Below are 19,916 nucleotides of genomic sequence, written 5' to 3' on the forward strand. Positions count from 1 at the left end.
CCACCCAGCTCAACGGCATCACCCGCTACGCCAGCGAGGCCGGGCAGAGGAACCGAGACGATCACGCAGAGCAGGAGACGACCTCGAACCCCGCCCGCCTGCCTCGCTCCGACGTCCCCTCCACGGTCAAGGAAGCCTGGACACCACCCTGGGACCCCTGGCAGGATCCCGACCCCCTCACCCACGACGAACACGACGTCACCTACGGACTTCTCAACGCCTGACGGCACCTGGGATGTGCGGTGAGCGTGGCTTCGACCGCGCGATGGGTCAGCGCACCAGCAGGTACGCGGCGCCGGCGATGCTGAGCACGATGACCGTCCACTCGAACGCGCGGCGGCTGATGCGGCCCACGATCAGGCGGCCAAGCACGGCGCCGAGCACCACGAACGGGATCAGCACGAGGTCGAGCAGCAGCAGCTCACGACTGAACAGGCCGAGCCCGATCGAGAATGGCACCTTGCTGACGTTGACCACGAAGTAGAACCACGCCGAGGTCCCCAGGAACACGGTCACCGGCAGCCGCGCCGCCAGGAAGTACATGCTCATCACCGGCCCAGCGGCGTTGGCGACCATCGTGGTGAAGCCGCCCAGCCCCCCGTAGACGGCGCTCTGCGCGATCGCGGCGCCCCGACCGGTCTCGCCCGGCGTGACGCCATCCCGCTCACGCCGCTCGGCACGGCGCCGCTGGACGAGCCCAAGCACAATCACGCCGATGAGGATCACGGCGATCACGCGACTCATGAGTGTGTCGGAGGCGTGCGCCATGAACACCGTGCCGAGCACCAGCCCCACGACCACGGGCGGGATCAGCCGTCGCAGCAGCCGCCAGTCGGCGTGGCGGCGATAGAACACCACGGCGAAGACATCGGCGACGATGAGCAGCACCAGCAGCGCCGCCGTCGAGGGCTTGGCGGGAAGCACCATCGCGAACAGAGCGACGGCGATGTTCGCGCCGGGGATCGCCGTCTTGCTGATCCCCACCGTGACGGCGCCGATGGCGAGCGCGACCCAGGCGAGCAGCGACAGATCCGGCACGCCCAGCAGCATGCCAGCCCACCGGAGCACCCGCTCGCTCCCCTCGACCACCGAGACAGCGCGCCATCCTATACTTGACTTGATCAGTCCAGATAGCACCGGTTCACATGGTGGACCGTTTCTGACGCCTCGCCCGATCGCGTGAGCGCTGGGTCATCGTGGAGCCATGGCCGGAACCTCCACCACAGACGCTCCGAGGGCGCGCGCCCGCGTGTCGGGGCCGGCAAGCAACCGCTCGAACGGGCAGTGGCTCGTCGACGGCACCGCACCCCTCAACCACAACGAGGAGTTCAAGGCCGCCGACAACCCGCTCAACGTCCGCCAGCGGATCATCGACACCTACTCGAAGGAGGGGTTCGACTCGATCCCCACCGACGACTTGCACGGCCGGTTCCGCTGGATGGGCCTGTACACGCAGCGCAAGCAGGGCATCGACGGCTCCCGCACCTCCAAGCTCGAGGCCGATGCCCTCTCCGACCGCTACTTCATGCTGCGGGTGCGCATCGACGGCGGCGCGCTCACCACCGAACAGCTGCGCACCGTCGCGACCATCTCGACCGAGTTCGCCCGCGGCAGCGCCGACATCTCCGATCGGCAGAACGTCCAGCTGCACTGGATCCGCGTCGAGGACGTCCCCACCATCTGGGAGCGTTTGGAAGCGGTCGGGCTGCAAACCACCGAGGCGTGCGGCGACACGCCCCGAGTGATCCTCGGATCGCCGCTGGCGGGCATCGCCGCCGACGAGATCATCGATCCGACACCCGCGATCCGTGAGATCACCGAACGCTTCGTCGGCGACCCGGAGCTTGCGAACCTGCCGCGCAAGTTCAAGTCGGCGATCACCGGCCACCCGAGCCTGGATGTCGTTCACGAGATCAACGACGTCTCTCTCGTCGGCGTGGTGCACCCCGATCTCGGGCCCGGCTACGACCTGTGGGTCGGCGGCGGGCTCTCGACGGCGCCACGGCTCGCCGAGCGGCTCGGCACATTCGTGCCGCCGGAGCGGGCCGCCGAGGTCTGGCACGGCGTGGTCCGCATCTTCCGCGACTACGGGTACCGGCGGCAGCGGACCAAGGCACGGCTGAAGTTCCTGCTCGCCGAGTGGGGCGCCGAGAAGTTCCGGCAGGTGCTCGAGAGCGACTACCTGGACTCACCGCTACCCGACGGACCAGCACCGAAGTCCTCTACCGCGCCCGGCGACCACATCGGGGTGGGCGAGCAGAAGGACGGGCTGCGGTACATCGGCGTCGCCCCGACGGTCGGCCGGGTCAGCGGGGAGATCCTGGCCAAGGTCGCCGAGATCGCCGAGTCGGCGGGGTCGCAGCGGGTGCGGCTGACTCCGCACCAGAAGCTGCTGATGCTGGACATCGCACCCGCAGACGTGGAAGCCGTGATCGAGCAGCTCGACGCGATCGGGCTCTCGGCCCGACCGAGCCCGTTCCGGCGCTCCACGATCGCGTGCACCGGCATCGAGTACTGCAAGCTCGCGTTCGTCGAGACCAAGGAGACCGCAGCGGCCGCGATCGGCGAGCTCGAGAAGCGGCTCGCCGGGATCGAGCTACCGCACCCGATCTCCCTCAATGTCAACGGGTGCCAGAACTCGTGCGCGCGCATCCAGACCGCCGACATCGGGCTGAAGGGTCAGCTGCTCGGCGGCAGCGAGTTCGGCTACCAGGTGCACCTGGGCGGTGGACTCGCCGACCTAGGGCGCGAGGAAGCCGGGCTGGGTCGCACGGTGCGCGGCCTCAAGGTCGCCGCGGACGAGCTCGCCGACTACGTCGAGCGCGTCACCCGCAGGTGGCTCGCCGACCGCACCGACGACGAAACCTTCGCCGCGTGGGCCCACCGCGCCGAGGACGAGGCACTGACATGACCGCCACGACGACCCGCACGCTGCGGAGCGAGGACGAGTTGCGAGCGATCGCCGCTGAGGGCGCCGAGCTGTTCGCCGACGGCGGTTCCGAGGCCGCGGCCGCGGTGCTCGCCTGGGCGGCCAAGCACTTCGGCGACAGGCTGGCAGTCGCCTGCTCGATGGCCGGCGACACCGTGGTGGTCGATCTCGCCGCGACCGCACGGCCGGGGGTGGACGTGCTGTTCCTCGAGACGGGCTACCACTTCGCCGAGACGCTCGGCACCCGCGCGGCGCTGGAGGCCGTCAAGGACGTGACCATCGTGGACGTGGTGCCCGAGCACACCGTCGCCGAGCAGGACTCGCTCTACGGCAAGGACCTGTTCGCCCGCGACCCGGGTCAGTGCTGCCAGATGCGCAAGGTGATCCCCCTGGACAACACCCTCGCCGGCTACGAGGCGTGGGTGACCGGGGTGCGTCGCGAGGACAACGCACTTCGCGCCAACGCCCAGCTGGTCGAGTGGGACGAGCGCCACCGCATGGTGAAGATCAACCCGGTGGCGGCCTGGAGCTTCGACGAGCTCCTCGACCACGCCGAGAGCCACAGCGTCCCGGTGAATCCGCTGCTCGCCGATGGCTACCCCTCGATCGGGTGCAAGCCGTGCACGCGGCGCGTGGCCGAAGGCGAAGACCCTCGGGCCGGTCGATGGGCGGGCCTGGGGAAGACGGAATGCGGGATACATCTGTGAGTGCACCAGTGAGTGAGGACCGGGGCGGAGCGAGCATCGGTGCGCGACCAACAAGCGCAGCGACCGACGTGACCGAACTGCGCGAGGCGGCGCCGCCGTCGGGCACTGACTTCGACCAGCTGGACCACCTCGAGAGCGAGGCGATCCACATCATCCGAGAGGTCGTCGGCGAACTTGAACGGCCAGTGATCCTGTTCTCGGGCGGCAAGGACTCCGTGGTGCTGCTGCACCTGGCGGCCAAGGCGTTCTGGCCGGGCAAGGTGCCATTCTCGGTGATGCACGTGGACACCGGGCACAACTTCGACGAGGTGCTCGCGTTCCGAGACCGCACGGTGGAACGGCTCGGGATCCGGCTCGTGGTCGCGTCGGTTCAGGACTACATCGACGACGGCCGGCTGGTCGAGCGTGCCGACGGCACCCGCAACCCGCTGCAGACCCAGCCGCTGCTCGACGCGATCGCCGAGCACCGATTCGACGCCGTGTTCGGCGGGGCGCGGCGTGACGAGGAGAAGGCGCGCGCCAAGGAGCGCGTGGTCAGCCTGCGCGACGCGTTCGGCGCGTGGGATCCGCGCAACCAGCGGCCTGAGCTGTGGAGCATCTACAACCCGCGGCACCGGCCCGGCGAGCACGTGCGCGTGTTCCCGCTCAGCAACTGGACCGAGCTCGACGTGTGGCGCTACATCGAGCGGGAGGGCATCGAGCTGCCGCCGCTGTACTACGCGCACGAGCGTGAGGTGTTCGCGCGCGACGGCATGTGGCTCGCGGTGACGCCGCACTCGCTGCCGCGGCCGCGCGAGGAGGTGGTCACGCGCACGGTGCGCTACCGGACCGTGGGCGATGCCTCCTGCACCGGTGCCGTGCTCTCCGACGCCGCGACCACTGCCGAGGTGATCGTGGAGGTCGCCTCCACCACCGTGACCGAGCGCGGCGCCACCCGCGCCGACGACCGGCTCTCCGAGGCCGCCATGGAAGACCGCAAGAAGGAGGGGTACTTCTAGTGAGCACCACCCTGGAAGGCGCGCCGACGACGCGGATCACCTCCCTGCTCCGGCTCGCCACCGCGGGATCGGTCGACGACGGCAAGTCCACGCTCGTGGGCCGGCTGCTGCATGACAGCAAGAACGTGCTCGCCGACCAGCTCGACGCCCTCGAGCGGCTGGCGTCCGAGCGGGGCCTCGACGGCGCCGACCTCGCGCTGCTGACCGACGGGCTGCGCGCGGAGCGCGAGCAGGGCATCACGATCGACGTCGCCTACCGGTACTTCAGCACCGGCGAGCGGGCGTTCATCCTTGCCGACTGCCCCGGGCACGTGCAGTACACCCGCAACACCGTGACGGGTGCCAGTACAGCCGACGCGATCCTCGTGCTGGTCGACGTGCGCAAGGGCGTGCTCGACCAGACGCGGCGGCACCTCGCGGTCGCGTCGCTGCTGCGGGTGCCGCACGTGGTGGTCGCGGTCAACAAGATCGACCTGGTCGACTACGACGAGGCGATCTACCGCGGCGTCGCTGCCCAGGTGGCCGAGCTCGCCGACGGGCTCGGGATCGAGCGCGCGGTGACCGTGCCGACATCGGCCCTCGCCGGTGACAACGTGGTGGAGCGCTCGGCGCGCACGCCCTGGTACGACGGACCCGCCCTGCTCGAGCTGCTCGAGGAGCTGCCGCCCGCCGAGGCGGTGCTGGAGGAGTCGCTGCGGTTCGGGGTGCAGCGGGTGATCCGGCCGCAGTCGGCGGCCGTCGACGAGCAGTACCGCGAGTACCGCGGCTACGCGGGGCGCGTGAGCGCGGGCGTGGCGCGGCCGGGCGACGAGGTGGTGGTGCTGCCCTCGGGCGTCCGCACGCGGATCGCCGGTGTGGACACCCCGGGCGGCGAGCTGCCCGAGGCCGTCACCGGCCGGTCGGTGACACTGCGGCTGGCCGACGAGGTCGACGTCACGCGCGGCGACGTGATCGCCGCGGCATCCGACGCTCCGGATGCGGTCACCGAGGCCGAGGCGATGCTGTGCTGGCTGGCGGAAGTGCCGCTGCGCGGTGGCCAGCGGGTGCTGCTCAAGCACGGATCCGCCACGGTGCAGGCGATCGTCACCCAGCTGCATGGCAGGCTCGACCTCGACGAGCTCAAGCTGCACCCCGCGAGTGCGTTCGACCTCAACGACATCGGCCGCGTCGCGCTGCGGCTGGCCCGCCCGCTCCCGCTCGAGGACTACCGCACCTCCCGCAGCGGCGGCGCGTTCGTGCTCATCGACCCCGTCTCCGGTGGCACCCTGGCCGCCGGGATGGCCCGGGACCCCGGCCGCGCCGGCGGCATCGAGTGGGAGATCTGACCACCGCTCCCCGTGTCACGCTCCCACACCGCACCCGCCGACCGCCGAGATCGTCAGTTCGGTGCGAGATCGTCAACGCGCGCAGACGATCTCGCACCGGAGTCGCGATCTCGTGGTGCCGAGGAGCGACCTACAGACCCACCCGGCCGTCGTCGTCGACCGGGACCTCCGCACCGTCGATCCAGGCGCGGCGGGGGGTGCCGTCGAGGGGTGCGGCGAGCAGGACATGGTCGCGCTCGACCCGCTCGATCTCGGCGGTCGTGGCGAACGAGCGCCCGGCGATGCGCACGCCGATCGGGAGCGCCACGCCGGTGCGGGGAGAGAGCGTGATCGGCACCCCGCCGAGCACGCTCTCGTCGTCGATCTCGACGGCGGTGCGCAGCCGTGAGCCGCTGACGTTGAGCAGGTGCAACAACCGTGAGCCGTCGGAGGCGCGGGTGGTGGTGGAGATCAGGCCGGGCGAGGTCTCGCGTCGGAGCCCCGGGGTGACGCCGAGCCGCGCCAGCGCCGTGGCGAACAGGGCGAGGTCGGCACCGAAGTCGCACCCGAGAACGACGGCGGAGCCGGCCTGACCGCCCGCGCCCTGGGCCGTGGCCAGCACACCGGCGGGCAGACCGGACATCGCCTCGGTCAGCAGCACCTGCGCACCGGGTGCTTCGTAGAGCTGCGTTCGCCCGACGCGCCGCTCGGTGCCGTGCCCCCAGCCCGCAACCTCGACCACCGACGTGAACCGACCGGGCTCGTCGCGGACGTCGCCGACCACCTGGATGCCAAGCGTGTCGGCCAGCACGGTGCAGGGGGTGCCGTCGAGCTCGGTGGTGGGGAGCGATCCGAGCAGCAGCAGCGCGCCGCCGCTGCGCACGTGGGTGGCAAGCCGCTCCTGCACCGCACGGTCGCAGGCGATCGGCGACCCGAGCACCACCAGATGCGGCCACGGGTCCGGACCAGGCTCGCGCTGCAGGTCGATCGCGCCGTACCGATAGCCGAGCGTGAGCAGCACGCGTCCGAGCAGTCCGCGCGGCCCGGCTCCGCGGCCGTACTCGAGCTCGCCCACGCCGTCATCGGCATCGCCCGGTGCCCGGTACTCGGTGAGGTAGTCGTCGAGGATCATGCCGATCGCGACGTCGTCGTGCTCCTCGACCGAGTCGGCGAGCCAACGCTCCAGCCGAGCCGTCAGGCGAAGAGCCTCGGCCGTGGACGCGTAGGTGGTGCCGGGCTGTCCCTCCGGATCCACCGGCGCCGAGAACCCGTGCCGCTCGCCGGTGATCGCGAACCGGCTGGTGCCGTCCACGCGGGGCGGGTCTGCTACGAAGTTCGTGCCGCCCGCGAACAGGTAGTAGTTGAGGAGGCGGTGACCTTGCGCAAGTGACAGCCGGGTCTTGAGGATGACCGCGCTGGGGTCGACCTCGTTGAAGAGGTCGTCGCCATAGTCGCCGCGCCCGGCCTCGAACTCCAGGGTCATGCCCGGCTGATCCGGCGCCGCCGCGGTCATGAAGGCGTTCATGAGGTGCAGGTCGGCTGCGGTGCGCAGCGTGAGGTCACCCAGGTAGTGGTCGGAGCCGGCGGCCATCTGGGGCCGCCCCGCGTACGTCTCGACCACCTGCGAGAGCCCGATCGGGAACGAGGCGCCGGAGCCGCCCGTGGTGCCGTGGATGTTCACGACGAACGGGACACCTCCCATGCCGGCCTCCGCTGCCATCCGGGACAGCGCGGTGGCGTACCGGCCGAACTGCGAGCGGAAGAACCGCCCGAGGTCCAGGCGCAACGGGCGGGTCCACTCGGGCGCAGGCGAGCGCACCACTTCGGCGAAGCCGCGCGTCAACGACAGGCCCGGGTACCGATCCGCCACCGCGGCGCCGTACCGGTCCGCGAGCCACGCCGCCAGCTCGGCGCACGCCCGGTCGGTGAGCTGCGGGGTGTTGGAGACCCAGGCGAGCATCCCGATCTCGTTGTCGAGCTGCACCGCGATGACCGGACCGCCGTGGGGCGCCATCCGTGAGGCGACCACCTCACCGAGCTCGCGGTACCACCGCTCGACCTCCGCGAGGTAGGCGGGTGCGAGGTAGTCGAGGTCGGCTGAGAGCCCCGGCCGCCCCTCCCAGCCGATCGGCAGCGACTCCGGGTGCTCGTGCCTGATCCGGTCCGGGACGCCCTCGCCGGCCATCTCGGCCATGATGAACGGCCCAGGGCGCAGCAGCACCCGCAGCCTCATCTGAGCCGCGAGGTCCAGGAACGCACCGAGATCCAGCGTGGGGTCGGTCCGTCCCGTGAGATCGATCGTCCCATCGCCGCGTTCGTGCACCACCCATGGGATGTAGGTGGCCACGGTGTCGGCACCGGCGTCCTTGAGCAGCTGCAGCCGACCCGCCCAGTCCTCGCGTCGCAGCCGGAAATAGTGGATCTCGCCGGCTCGGACAAGCCTCGGCCGCGCGTCGACGAGCACCTCTCGTCCACGCAGTCGCACGTCGGTCACTGGTCCTCCAGGTCGGGTCTGGGGCTTGCCAAAGTAACCTAGTGTGCACTAGGTATGTTACTGGCCGCACCTTCCGACCCGAGGACGACGATGACTTCCAGGTTCACCGTGGGCACCCGCGAGGGCGTCTGGGCCGACGTGCAGCCGCACGGCGGACTCGCGTGGTTGAACTGGGGAACCACGCGGCTGAACATGTACGCCGCGAACGCCCTCGAGACCCCGCTGGCCACGCCGTGGCTGCGGCTGCGGGAGGGCGAGGCGGTCACGGCCGTGCACCCGCTGCTGGGACCGGCGTCCGGATCGCGCGTCAGCGCCGCCGAGGGCCGGCTCGTGGTCAGCGGCGAGTGGGCCGGCGTCGGCTATCAGGCGCGCCTCGAACTGGCCGAGACCACGTGGGCCTGGGTCATCGAGCTCAGCGGCTCCGGCACCGTGGACGTGGTCGCCGTGCAGGACGTGGCGCTCGCGCCGCCGTGGCTGGTGCGGATGAACGAGCACTACGGCGCGCAGTACATCGACGTCACGCCGCTGACCCACCCCGAGGCGGGGACCGCGGTCGCGGTGCGTCAGAACCAGAACTTCGAGGGCACCAACCCCTGGTTGGTGATGGCGGCGACCGATCCCGTGGTGGGCTACGCCACGGATCTGCTCGATCTCGCCGGGCTGTCGCTGCGCACCGGGCAGGTCCCGGAGGGCCTGTTCGTACCGACGCTGCCCTCACGTCGTCTGCAGCACGAGCACACACTCGTCGCGCTGCAGACTGCGGCGGCCGAGCTGCAGCGGAGCACCCCGCACCGGCTCGCCGTCGTCGGTCTCGTCGTCGCCGACCATCCTGAGGCGACGACGCAGACCGACCTCAGCCACGCCGATGAGGCGCTCACCTGGGCACGCACGCTCATCGAGCAACCGGGACCGGCCGCCGTCGGGCACGAGACCGTGCCGACCCTGTTCGCGCCCGCCGCGATGCTCGCCGCCCGGGACGTCGGCGAGCCGCCCCGGCTCGGCGAGGCCACCTACACCGAGCACGACGACGACGGCGTGCTCGCGTATTTCCTCGGCAGTGCCGAGCACGTGGTGACGCGCCGCAAGGAACTCGGGCTGGTGCGCCCGCACGCGCACCTGCTGCGCACGGGTGGCCGGTGGCTGCCCGAGGAGTCGGTGCTCACCACGACCGCCACGATGGGCGGCCAGCTCGCCTCCTACCTCACGCAGGGTCACGTCTCGAAGGACCGCCTGCTCTCGATCGGCCGGGGATACCTCGGCCATCACCGCGCCGCGGGATTGCGTGCGTTCGTGGAGGTCGACGGCGTCTGGCACCTTCTCGACACCCCCTCGCTCTGGTCGATCACACCGGGCGCTGTCCGCTGGACCTATGTCACCCACACTCATGAGATCGAGGTGACGACGGCGGCGCCCACCGATGCTCAGTTGGTCACCGTGGACGTCTCGGTCACCTCAGGTGGGCCGGTGCGGGTGCTGTTCGCGCTCAACCTCGCGCTCGACGGCGACGACGGCCTCGATGGCGCACTGCCAGTCCGGTCCGACGACGGCGTCACCACCGTGCTCACCCCGCCGCCCGGCGCGATGCTCGCCGAGCGCCGCCCAGGCGGTGCGCTCGTGATCGAGCGCACCGGCGCAGCGGCACAGGTGCCCCTGGGTGACGACGCACCGTTGTTCGCCGACGGGCGCTCGCGCGCGCTGCCGTGGGTGACGGTGTCCACCGAGCCGACCGCGAGCGCGGGGTTGACGCTGTCCGCCACCTTGGTGCCTGAGCCGAGCGATGTGGGCCCCGCGGACTTCTGGGACACGATCCTGGGTGACCTCGACATCGACGTCCACAGCGATGGGGCAGGCGAGCGTGTGTCCCGGCTCCTGCACGTGCTGCCCTGGTTCGCCAACAATGCGCTCACGCACTACCTGTCGCCGCGCGGCATCGAGCAGTACACCGGCGGTGGCTGGGGCACGCGGGACGTGTGCCAGGGTCCGGTCGAGATGCTGCTGGCACTGGAGCGGCACAGCGAGCTGCGCGAGCTGCTGCTGCGGGTACTGGCCTCGCAGAGCCCCGAGGGCGGCTGGGGCCAGGCGTTCGAGATCTTCGACATCGATCGCACCTCGCCCAACGGCGATGCCCATGGCGACGTGATCTTCTGGCCGATCCTCGCCGTCGGGCGCTACCTGCTGGCCACAGGCGATGCGAGCATCCTCGACGAGGTGGCCCCGTTCTACACCGGCGGTGAGGACGCCGGTGAGGCGACAGTGGCCGAGCACCTGAGCCGCGCCGTCGAGCTCGCCGCTTCGCTGGTGGTGCCGGGCACCCACCTGACCGCGTACGGGCATGGCGATTGGAACGACTCGCTGCAGCCGGCGAACCCGGCGATGAAGGAGGGGATGACCTCCTCCTGGACCGTCACCCTGCACCACCAAGCCCTCGAGACGCTGGCAGCTGGGCTCGAGCAGGTCGGCGCGGCGGGCGAGCCCCTCGCCGCGGAGCGGCTGCGGGCCGAAGCTGCGAGTATCCGCGACGAGTTCGCCGAGCACCTGATCCCCGACGGCGTGCTCGCCGGCTACGGGATGCTGCACCCCGGGGACGACGCCTTCACCTACCTGCTGCACCCCCGCGACACCGAGACCGGGCTGACGTACTCGATCCTGCCGATGATCCACGCGATCATCGACGAGTTGCTCACGCCCGCGCAGGCCGCGGCGCACGCGGACCTCATCGCCGACCAGCTCGTGATGCCCGACGGCGCGCACCTGTTCGACCGTCCGCCGGAGTACCGCGGTGGGCCGATGGTGCACTTCCAGCGCGCTGAGAGCGCAAGCTTCTTCGGCCGTGAGATCGGCACGATGTACACGCACGCGCACCTGCGCTATGCCGAGGCGATGGCGAAGCTCGGCCGCGGCGCCGACCTGCTGCACGCACTCGACCTGATCAACCCGGTCGACACGCACGCCGCTGCGGGCAACGCGCGACGCCGCCAGGCCACGACGTACTTCTCCTCCAGCGACGCGGTGGTGCCGGACAGATACGCCGCGATCGAGGGCTGGGACGACGTGCGATCCGGGGAGATCGAGGTCGAGGGCGGGTGGCGCGTCTACTCCTCCGGCCCCGGGATCGCCCTGCGGATCGTGGTGGAGTGCCTGCTCGGGGTGCAGCGGCGCGGCGACGCGCTCGTGCTCGACCCGGTGCTGGTCGCCGGGCTGGACGGGCTACAGGTGACGCTGCCGATCTGGGGTGCGCGGACGTGTCTGCGGTTCCGGATCGGTGAGCGTGGTTACGGGCCCGCGCGCGTCAGCATCGACGGCGCCGAGCTGCCGATCGAGCGCGTGGCGCACCGCTACCGCGAGGGCGGCGTACGGATTGCGCGGACAGAGTTGGAGCCGAGGCTGTTCGATGGGGTCGTGATCGAGGTCGACGTTCCCTGAGGAAGGTCCGCGACCACCCGGTCGCGGGCAGCATGTGACGCACGAGGAGGTGCCTGATGAGACGACGCAGAGGAAGGCTGAGGGCGGCGGCCGCGCTGCTCACCGCGAGCCTGGGGCTGTCGGCATGCGCCACGATCGGGATCACGGAGGTCCCCGAGGCCCCCGACGGCATGATCGACGTGCTGCGGCTGCCGGCCGAGGCCGGCGGGTCGGTGCAGGGTCTGATCAACTACAACTGGCTGAGCCCCAACCCGATCACGTCGACGTGGCTGTACGAGCCACTGATGGTGCGCGACGAGTTCACCTGCGAGGCGATACCGTGGCTCGCCACTGGGTACGAGTGGGAGACACCGTCGCGCCTGCGCATCGACCTACGTGAAGGCGTCACATGGACCGATGGTGAGGCCTTCACCTCCGACGACGTGGCCTTCAACTTCCTCATGGCACAGGAGTACCCGGCGGCGGACCGGCCAGGGATGTGGACCGACCTGTTCGGCGCCCCGGCCGAGAGCGTGGACACCCCTGACGACCACACCGTCGTCGTCGAGTTCACCGGCAACGCCGTGCCGAAGACCGACCAGATCCTGCAGGAGTTCAAGATCCTCCCCGAGCACATCTACTCGGAGGTCGGCGACCCCACCACCTATATCGACACCGACCCGGTCTCGACCGGTCCGTTCGTGCCCGAGGCCTACAACGGCCGCCAGCTGATTCTCGAGCGCAACGAGGACTACTGGAACGCCGACCAGGTGCGGGTGCAACGCCTGATCCTCGAGGGCCAGTACGACGCGAACTCCGGTGCACTCGCACTCCGCAACGGCGCGCTCGACGGCTATCTGGGCGACATCCCGAACCCCGAGCGCTCGGTTGCCCGGAACGGCGTGGAGTACTACTACCCGCCGGGCGGCACCACCGTGCTGGCGATGAACCAGACCCGGCCGGTGACCGGCGATGTCGACTTCCGGCTGGCGATCGCGCACGCGATCGACAAGGAGGCGCTGGCGCTGCGCGCCTCCTTCGGGATCATGACCCCGGGCAGCCAGACGATGCTCAAGCTCCCGGTCCAGCAGGACCAGGTGCCCGACCAGTACCAGGGCGAGGAGTTCGTCGAGTTCGACCCTGACCTCGCCGCGCAGATGCTCGACGAGGCCGGGTACACCATGGGATCCGACGGTTGGCGCACCGATCCGGACGGCAACCCGGTGAGCCTGGTGTTCTCGGTCCAGGCCGGGTGGATGGACTACATCGCGATGGGCGATGTGGTGGTGCGGAGCCTGCAGGCGGTCGGGATCAACGCCAAGATGGTCACGACCGACCCGAACGCGGTGGACTCGATGAAGAAGTCGGGCGAGTACGACATGCTGCTCGACGTCATCGGAGGCGGCTGCCAGCGCGCCCGTGACCTGGGCGGACGGCTGACCACGTCGCAGATCCCTGAGGGCGACACGATCCTGCTCAACATCGCCCGGTACGACAACCCGGAGATCGACGACCTGGTGGCGGAGTGGACCGCCAACACAGACCCGGAGCGTGAGCCGGAATACCTGAGCGAGATCGTGGACGTCTACATGAACGAGATGCCCTACATCGCGCTCCAGTACGCGCCGGCCAGGTTGATCTACCGCGAGGACCACGCGATCGGGTGGCCGAGCGAGGACAACCCGTACCCGACGAACAACATGCTCCGCGTGATCACGAGCCTGCTGCCGCCGGAGGACGCGTCATGAAGTACTACCTCCGCAAGACCGGCTACTTCCTGCTCACGCTGTGGGCGGCGATCACGCTGAACTTCATGATCCCGCGCCTGCAGCCGGGCGACCCTGCCGAGGTCATGGTCACGCAGCTGACCGGGCGCGGCGAGGTGGATCCCGCCCAGGTGCAGGCGATCCGCACGATGCTCGGCTACGGCGACGACAACGTGTTCGTGGCCTACTGGCAGTACCTGCAGCAGATCGCGCAGGGTGACCTCGGGATCTCGTTCACCTACTTCCCGTTCCCGGTGACCGAGGTGATCTGGGCGGCGCTGCCGTGGACGCTGGGGCTCATCGGCATCACCCAAGTGTTGGCGTTCCTCATCGGCACGCTGCTCGGCGCGTTCGCCGCCTGGCGACGCAACTCCCGGTTCGACTCCTTCATCTCGGTGGGGTCGACCTTCATCGGGAACCTGCAGTCGTTCTGGATCGGCATGATCATCCTGTTCGTGTTCGCCTACGAGCTGGGATGGTTCCCGGCCGTGGGCGGCTACGGATACACGACGCCCGGCTGGAACTGGCCGTTCGTGGCCGACGTGGTCTCGCACGCGTTCCTGCCGGCGATGACGCTGATGGTCACCGCACCGATCGGCTTCATCCTCGGCATGCGGAACACCATGGTGCAGGAACTCGGCGGCGACTACATCCGGCTCGCACAGGCTGCCGGCCTGCCGGACAAGAAGGTGGCGCTGGGCTACGCCGCCCGCAACGCACTGCTGCCGACCGTGACGAGCTTCGCGCTCTCGCTCGGCGTGCTGATGAGCGGCTCGATCCTCGTGGAACAGCTCTTCGACTATCCCGGCATGGGGCGGCTGATGGGTGAGGCCACGAGCAACCGCGACTTCCCGCTGATGCAGGCGATCCTGCTGACCACGATCACGATCGTGCTGACGGCCAGTTTCATCGTGGACCTGTTGTACGGAGTCATCGACCCGCGCGCCCGGAAGAGCCGGTGAGGAGGAACCATGTCTGACAACGAGACCTCAGCACCCGCGGGACCACCCCCGGGTCAGATGGCACCGGTCGGCACCCCCGCCGAGACCGAGACCACGAACGCCCCACGGGGTGGCAAGAACCTCCCCGCAGAGGACCGCTGGAACCGTGCGAAGAAGCAGGGCGACGGCGATGCGCCGGCCGAGCACGTCGAGGTCAAGCGGGCAGCACGCTGGTACGAGGTGTTGTGGACGAGCAAGAAGGCGCGCATCGGCATCGTCATGCTGGCGTTCTTCGTGTTCGTCGCCATCTGTGCGCCGCTGCTGACCCCGCACGACCCGAACGACTCGTCGTTCGTGCCGGTGCAGGATCCGAGCGGTGAGCACTGGCTCGGCACGAACACGCTCGGCTTCGACATCTACACGCAGCTGCTCTACGGCACTCGACTGTCACTGGCGATCGGCGTGCTGGGAGGGCTCGGAGTGACGGCGATCGCGTTGCTGATCGGCATGATCTCCGGCTACGCCGAGGGCACGTGGCTCGACGACGTGCTGTCATTCATCACGAACCTGGCCCTCGTGGTGCCCGTGCTGCCGTTGATGATGGTGATCGTCGCGTACTCCGAGACCCGCGGCCTCGGCCTGCTGGTGTTCGTGGTCGCGATCACCGGCTGGGCTGGCCACGCGCGTACCAAACGGGCGCAGATCGTCACGCTGCGCAGCCGTGAGTTCGTCACGGCCGCCAAGTTCGGTGGCGATGGCATGTTCCGAATCGTGTTCCGCGAGATCATGCCGAACATGACCTCGCTGGTGGTCTCAGGCTTCATCGCCGCCTCCACCGCAGCGATCGCCGCCGAGGCCGGGCTGTCCTTCATGGGCTTCGGTGACCCGAACACGGTCTCGTGGGGCCAGATGCTGTTCCAGGCGAACGCCAACGGCGCGCTCGTGCAGGGCCTGTGGGTGTGGCTCCTGGTGCCCGGCGTCTTCCTGGCGCTCATCATCACGGCGTTGAGCTTCGTGAACTTCGGCGTCGACCTGCTGAGCAACGCTCAGCTCCGCGAGGAGGAGAACTGACATGAGCAGCACACCGATCCTGCGGGTCGAGGACCTGAGCGTCCGCTACGAACCTCGACTCGGAACGCCGGTGGACGCCGTCAAGCACGCCTCGCTCACGGTCTCCGAAGGTGAGTTCGTCGGACTCGTGGGCGAGTCAGGCTCCGGCAAGACGACATTCGCCCAGGCCGTGCTCAAGCTGCTGCGCAGGCCCGGCCGGGTCGCAGGCGGTCGCATCTGGTGGGGTGAGGACGACATCACCGACGCCTCCGAGGACGAGCTGCGGCCGAAGCGGTGGCGCGACGTCGCCACCGTGTTCCAGAGCTCGATGAACAGCCTCAACCCGGTGGTGCGGATCGAGCGGGTCTTCACCGATGTCATCACCGCGCACTCCGACCTCGAGGGTGACGCCGTGCACGCGCGCGCCCGCGAGCTGATGGAGATGGTGCAGATCGACGCCTCGTTCCTGCGGATGTACCCGCACGAGTTGTCAGGCGGCATGCGGCAGCGGGTGAACCTGGCGCTCGCACTGGCGCTGCAGCCGCGCTTCGTGCTGTTCGACGAGCCCACCACCGGTCTCGACGTGGTGGTGCAGAAGCAGATCCTCGACGAGATCCGCCGGTTGCAGTCCGAGCTGCAGTTCGGCGCGATTCTCATCAGCCACGACATGGGCACGATCCTCGATTTCTCGGACCGCGTGGCGATCATGCTCGACGGCGAGATCGTCGAAGACGTCGCCACGGCCACGATGCTGCGGGAAGGCCCCCAGCATCCGTACTCGGTGCACCTGCTCGGTTCCTACGGCGAGCTGCTCGGCGAGGAGGTCGAGGGCTACGACGCCGCCGGCCTCAAGGCCGCCGACGAGCGCGAGGAGGAGGTCGCCGAGATCCAGGAGGCGGTCGAGGAGCCGACGATCGTCGAGGTGAAGAGCCTCGCCAAGCGGTTCGAGAAGCGGCACGGTCTCACGGTGGAGCACGTCGACGCCGCCAAGGACGTCTCCTTCACCTTGCGCAAGGGTGAGGTGACCGCGCTCGTCGGTCAGAGCGGCAGTGGCAAGTCGACGATCGCGCGGATCATCACCACGATCGAGACACCCACCTCGGGGCAGGTGCTGTACCACCCCGAGGGCGGCGGCGAGCCGTGGGACATCACTCGCCTCGACCGCAAGCAGCGGCGGGTCTACGGCAACGCGGTGCAGTACGTGTTCCAGGACCCCTACGCCGCGCTCAACCCCGCACTCACGGTGAGCTACCAGCTCTCCCGCCCGCTGCAGAACTACCGCAGCATGAAGAAGCAGGAGGCGCTGGACGCGGCTGCCGAGCTGCTGGAGCAGGTCGGGCTGACACCGGCCGCGGCGTACCTGTCTCGCCTGCCGCACGAGCTGTCGGGTGGGCAACGGCAGCGCGTGGTGATCGCCCGCGCGCTCGCGCCGAACCCGCAGCTGCTCATCGCCGACGAGCCGATCGCGAGCCTCGACGTGTCGATCCGCGCCGAGATCCTCGAGCTGCTGCAGTCGCTGGTGCTGCGGCGAGGTGTCGGGATGCTGTACATCACGCACGACCTGCTCTCGGCGCAGATGCTCGCCGACCACGCGATCGTGCTGCAGCACGGCGAGGTGCAGGAGCAGGGCTCGGCCACCGACGTCATCGAGAACCCGCAGGCCGGGTACACGCGCGAGCTCCTCGACGCGATCCCGAACCCGTTCCAGGACCGCGACGTGGCGTGACTGTCCTCCGCCCAGCCTGCGGTGGTGAGCCACGTCCCACCCATCAGCAGGAGCGGTGAGTGTGGTCCCACCCGCGAGCGGACCGTGGGACTGTGCTCACCACCACCGCGCCGAGGAGACAAGAGGGAGTGATGGCATGGCACTGACGGAGTTGACGGAGTCGGACCACCGGCTTGTCGAGGCGGAGGTGGACGGCTCGATCCGGTGGCTGTGGGATCACGCCACCGCTGACCCGGGCGTGCCGGGGTTCGGGCAGGTGCTCGACCGTGACGACAACCCGGGGGTCACCAGCACGGCGGCGACCGGGTTCGCGCTGGCGGCGTGGTGCGTGGGGCTCGATCGCGGGGTGTTGGATCGGGAGCAGGTGGTCGCCCGCACCCGTGGCGCCCTGCGCGGCCTGCTGCGGCTGCCGCACTCGGGCGGGCTGATGGTGCACTTCGCCGACGCCGTGACGCTGGAGCGGCAGGGCCGCGCCGAGTACTCGACGATCGACACCGTGCTCGCGCTCGACGGCGCCGTGGTCGCCTCGCAGATGCTCGACGATCCTGAGATCAGCGACCTGACCGACACGCTCCTCGCCCGAGTGGACTGGAACGCCGCGGTGCACGAGCGCGACGGCGCCACGCTGTTCCGGATGGCCCGCGTGGACTCGCGCTCCGACGACTACGGCGCGCACGCCGACGCCGACGGCTGGGTCGGCGCCTGGGACATGACGGCGGAGCAGCTCACCATGTATGTGCTCGCCGCGGGGCACCCCGAGGTCGACGGCGAGATCGCCCGAGCCTTGTGGGCCGGCTTCGACCGCCCGGTGGGTTCGTTCGGTGGGCACACGTGCGTCTACGAACCGGGCGGCACGTTGTTCGTCTACCACTTCCCGCTCGCGTTCTGGCCGTTCGGCCACGACCCCCAGGGGTTGGACTGGTGGGCGAACGCCCGCGCGGCGAGCCTGGCGAACGCGGCGTGGTGCGCGTCGGAGGCGGACCGCTACCCCACGTTCGCCGACGGCCTCTGGGGTACAGCCGCCGGCCTCGGCCCGTGGGGCTACACCGTCAACGGTGCGAAGCCCGCGCAGCCACCCTCGCCGCACTGCGAGGGCACGATCCCGCCCGCGTCGCTCATGGGCGCACTGCCGCTGTGCCCCGAAGAGGCGGTGGCCGCGCTGCGGGTGCTCCGCGACCGCCACCCGGGCGCGTGGGACGAGCGCTACGGCCTGGCCGACGGCGTCAACCTCGGCGCCGGCGACGCACCCGCCGACCAGCGCGGGACCGCGCCCGGCACCTGGTACTCCCCCGCACGGTTCGGCCTCAACAAGGGCGTCTCCGCCCTCCTCGGCGCGGCCGCCCTCGGAAGCACACTGGTCTGGGATGCCTTCGGCTCGCACCCGTGGACCGCCCGTGGCCTGAAGGTGCTGGGCCTGCGACAAGCCATACGGTAAGCAGCATGAAGAACCTTCGCACCGCCCGTGTCCTGGTGGCAGCCTTCGTGGGGACAGCGGCGTTGACCGCGTGTTCGGGAGCCACGGAACCGGCCTTGGCGCTCGGCGAGCCGGTGGCCGTCGAGGTCGGCGAGACCAGCATGGAGTTCGCCGTCGACGATGTCCGCGAGGGCACGGTCGAGGACCTGCAGGAGATGGGTGCTGCGGCCACGGGACTCGAGGGCCGGGGCGTCTACTTCGTCACCTACAGCGTCACCCTCGTCTCGGGCGATATCGCCGATGCCGACTCCGCGGAGCTCCCGGTGCCGACCGCGGAGGAATGGGAGCTCGACGGCCCCGGAACCTACGAGCCCCTCACCGTGATCGGTCAGATCGACTGCACCCCGGATGGCAACGCCACCAACGGCGTCGGTCCTGACGCCCCACTGGTGGGTTGTCAGGCCTTCGTCGGCGCTGCCGACTCGCTGCCCGAGACGATCGCCGTCACCGACCTCGGTGAGTGGTCGGTCCCAACTGGTTCCTGAACAGCTCAGCGAACCTCGAGCCCGGCCGATCGAGTAGCTCGGTGTAGGTGCCGTGCTCGACGACGTGCCCTTCGTCGAGCACGTAGATGCGGTCGACCGCACGGAGGGTCCAGGCGCGGTGGGAGACGAGAACCGTGATGCGGTCGGCGCCCTCACTCCTGAGTCGCTCGAGGATCGCCTCCTCGCTCTCGGCGTCGACGGCGGAGGTGGGCTCGTCGAGGACCCACACGGGAGCATCGCGCACCACGACCCGGGCCAGAGCGAGCCGCTGCCACTGCCCGCCGGAGAGCTGGGTGCCCTCCCACTGCTCGCCGAGCTGGGTATCCAGGCCGTCAGGCAGACCGCGCACCAGCGCGGCCAAGCCCGCGAGATGAAGTGCGTGCCAGAGCTGCTCGTCGCCGATCTCGTCGTCGTTGCCGAGCAGGAGGTTCTGCCGCACGGTGAGCTCGTACCGTTCGTACTCCTGCACGAGCACCCCGAACCGGTCAAGCCATGCGCGATCGCCGACATCGGCGGGCCGCACGCCGTCGGCCTCGACGTGACCGCTGTCCGGTTCGATCAGGCCCAACAACGCGCGGACCGCGGTCGTCTTGCCCGCACCGTTCGCTCCGACCAGGGCGATCATCTCGCCGCGCTTCGC

General features: G+C 70.0%; 15 protein-coding genes. 12 read left to right on the forward strand and 3 right to left on the reverse strand.

The features are described 5' to 3' along the window. Nucleotides 1-224, forward strand: a 224-nt coding sequence (locus ACOJSN_RS21110; protein WP_420114450.1) for a hypothetical protein, incomplete at its 5' end; no start/stop codon positions are given. Between the two features lie 46 nt (nucleotides 225-270). Here ACOJSN_RS21110 and ACOJSN_RS21115 read toward each other — a convergent pair. Further along, nucleotides 271-1,068 carry a TSUP family transporter gene (locus ACOJSN_RS21115; protein WP_420114451.1) on the reverse strand — a complete coding sequence of 266 codons (798 nt, stop codon included), beginning with the start codon at nucleotides 1,066-1,068 and terminating at the stop codon, nucleotides 271-273. A 136-nt stretch (nucleotides 1,069-1,204) separates the two neighbouring features. Between ACOJSN_RS21115 and ACOJSN_RS21120 the strand changes: the two genes are divergently transcribed. From ACOJSN_RS21120 to ACOJSN_RS21135, 4 genes are read left to right on the forward strand one after another with little or no spacing between them, the layout of a single operon-like run. Next, complete coding sequence (locus ACOJSN_RS21120; protein WP_420114452.1) at nucleotides 1,205-2,911, forward strand: nitrite/sulfite reductase; 1,707 nt, start codon at nucleotides 1,205-1,207, stop codon at nucleotides 2,909-2,911. Beyond that, nucleotides 2,908-3,636, forward strand: a complete 729-nt coding sequence (locus ACOJSN_RS21125) for a phosphoadenylyl-sulfate reductase (protein WP_420114453.1) — start codon at nucleotides 2,908-2,910, stop codon at nucleotides 3,634-3,636. The genes ACOJSN_RS21120 and ACOJSN_RS21125 overlap by 4 nt, the downstream gene beginning before the upstream one ends. Then, nucleotides 3,618-4,634 (forward strand): sulfate adenylyltransferase subunit CysD, encoded by a 1,017-nt coding sequence (cysD, locus tag ACOJSN_RS21130; protein WP_420114454.1) that lies wholly within the window; start codon nucleotides 3,618-3,620, stop codon nucleotides 4,632-4,634. Before ACOJSN_RS21125 ends, cysD begins: the two co-directional genes overlap by 19 nt. Beyond that, nucleotides 4,634-5,959: a sulfate adenylyltransferase subunit 1 gene (locus tag ACOJSN_RS21135; protein ID WP_420114455.1), complete on the forward strand. Its 1,326-nt coding sequence runs from the start codon at nucleotides 4,634-4,636 to the stop codon at nucleotides 5,957-5,959. Before cysD ends, ACOJSN_RS21135 begins: the two co-directional genes overlap by 1 nt. 130 nt (nucleotides 5,960-6,089) lie before the next feature. On the opposite strand, the gene ACOJSN_RS21140 is transcribed toward ACOJSN_RS21135, so the two are convergent. After that, nucleotides 6,090-8,432, reverse strand: a complete 2,343-nt coding sequence (locus tag ACOJSN_RS21140; protein ID WP_420114456.1) for a beta-galactosidase — start codon at nucleotides 8,430-8,432, stop codon at nucleotides 6,090-6,092. Nucleotides 8,433-8,522: 90 nt separating this feature from the next. Here ACOJSN_RS21140 and ACOJSN_RS21145 point away from each other — a divergent pair, with 90 nt between their 5' ends. The 7 genes from ACOJSN_RS21145 (at nucleotide 8,523) to ACOJSN_RS21175 (ending at nucleotide 19,276) form a co-directional block, all read left to right on the forward strand. After that, nucleotides 8,523-11,855, forward strand: coding sequence for a GH36-type glycosyl hydrolase domain-containing protein (locus tag ACOJSN_RS21145; protein ID WP_420114457.1), 3,333 nt, complete (start codon nucleotides 8,523-8,525; stop codon nucleotides 11,853-11,855). 56 nt (nucleotides 11,856-11,911) lie between these two features. Continuing rightward, entirely contained in the window at nucleotides 11,912-13,582 is a 1,671-nt protein-coding gene (locus tag ACOJSN_RS21150) for an ABC transporter substrate-binding protein (RefSeq protein ID WP_420114458.1), read from the forward strand. After that, nucleotides 13,579-14,562: an ABC transporter permease gene (locus ACOJSN_RS21155; RefSeq protein ID WP_420114459.1), complete on the forward strand. Its 984-nt coding sequence runs from the start codon at nucleotides 13,579-13,581 to the stop codon at nucleotides 14,560-14,562. Before ACOJSN_RS21150 ends, ACOJSN_RS21155 begins: the two co-directional genes overlap by 4 nt. A 9-nt stretch (nucleotides 14,563-14,571) precedes the next feature. Further along, nucleotides 14,572-15,612, forward strand: coding sequence for an ABC transporter permease (locus tag ACOJSN_RS21160; RefSeq protein WP_420114460.1), 1,041 nt, complete (start codon nucleotides 14,572-14,574; stop codon nucleotides 15,610-15,612). Nucleotide 15,613: 1 nt separating this feature from the next. Continuing rightward, a complete protein-coding gene (locus tag ACOJSN_RS21165; RefSeq protein ID WP_420114461.1) occupies nucleotides 15,614-17,317 on the forward strand; it encodes an ABC transporter ATP-binding protein in 1,704 nt (567 codons plus the stop codon). 136 nt (nucleotides 17,318-17,453) lie between these two features. Continuing rightward, on the forward strand, nucleotides 17,454-18,752 hold the full coding sequence (locus ACOJSN_RS21170; protein WP_420114462.1) for a glucoamylase family protein: 1,299 nt from the start codon (nucleotides 17,454-17,456) through the stop codon (nucleotides 18,750-18,752). A gap of 5 nt (nucleotides 18,753-18,757) precedes the next feature. Further along, entirely contained in the window at nucleotides 18,758-19,276 is a 519-nt protein-coding gene (locus ACOJSN_RS21175; protein WP_420114463.1) for a hypothetical protein, read from the forward strand. Here ACOJSN_RS21175 and ACOJSN_RS21180 read toward each other — a convergent pair. Continuing rightward, a partial coding sequence (locus ACOJSN_RS21180; protein ID WP_420114464.1) for an ATP-binding cassette domain-containing protein occupies nucleotides 19,236-19,916 on the reverse strand: 681 nt, incomplete at its 5' end. The genes ACOJSN_RS21175 and ACOJSN_RS21180 overlap by 41 nt on opposite strands.

The organism is Pseudactinotalea sp. (assembly GCF_048594945.1).
In the GTDB taxonomy this organism is placed as follows: domain Bacteria; phylum Actinomycetota; class Actinomycetes; order Actinomycetales; family Beutenbergiaceae; genus Pseudactinotalea.

Coding starts and splice junctions, on each gene's coding strand:
- ACOJSN_RS21155 (WP_420114459.1), top strand. CDS start 13,579: ATGAAGTACTACCTCCGCAAGACCGGCTACTTCCTGCTCACGCTGTGG.
- ACOJSN_RS21145 (WP_420114457.1), top strand. CDS start 8,523: ATGACTTCCAGGTTCACCGTGGGCACCCGCGAGGGCGTCTGGGCCGAC.
- ACOJSN_RS21165 (WP_420114461.1), top strand. CDS start 15,614: ATGAGCAGCACACCGATCCTGCGGGTCGAGGACCTGAGCGTCCGCTAC.
- ACOJSN_RS21150 (WP_420114458.1), top strand. CDS start 11,912: ATGAGACGACGCAGAGGAAGGCTGAGGGCGGCGGCCGCGCTGCTCACC.
- ACOJSN_RS21170 (WP_420114462.1), top strand. CDS start 17,454: ATGGCACTGACGGAGTTGACGGAGTCGGACCACCGGCTTGTCGAGGCG.
- ACOJSN_RS21120 (WP_420114452.1), top strand. CDS start 1,205: ATGGCCGGAACCTCCACCACAGACGCTCCGAGGGCGCGCGCCCGCGTG.
- ACOJSN_RS21175 (WP_420114463.1), top strand. CDS start 18,758: ATGAAGAACCTTCGCACCGCCCGTGTCCTGGTGGCAGCCTTCGTGGGG.
- ACOJSN_RS21125 (WP_420114453.1), top strand. CDS start 2,908: ATGACCGCCACGACGACCCGCACGCTGCGGAGCGAGGACGAGTTGCGA.
- ACOJSN_RS21160 (WP_420114460.1), top strand. CDS start 14,572: ATGTCTGACAACGAGACCTCAGCACCCGCGGGACCACCCCCGGGTCAG.
- cysD (WP_420114454.1), top strand. CDS start 3,618: ATGCGGGATACATCTGTGAGTGCACCAGTGAGTGAGGACCGGGGCGGA.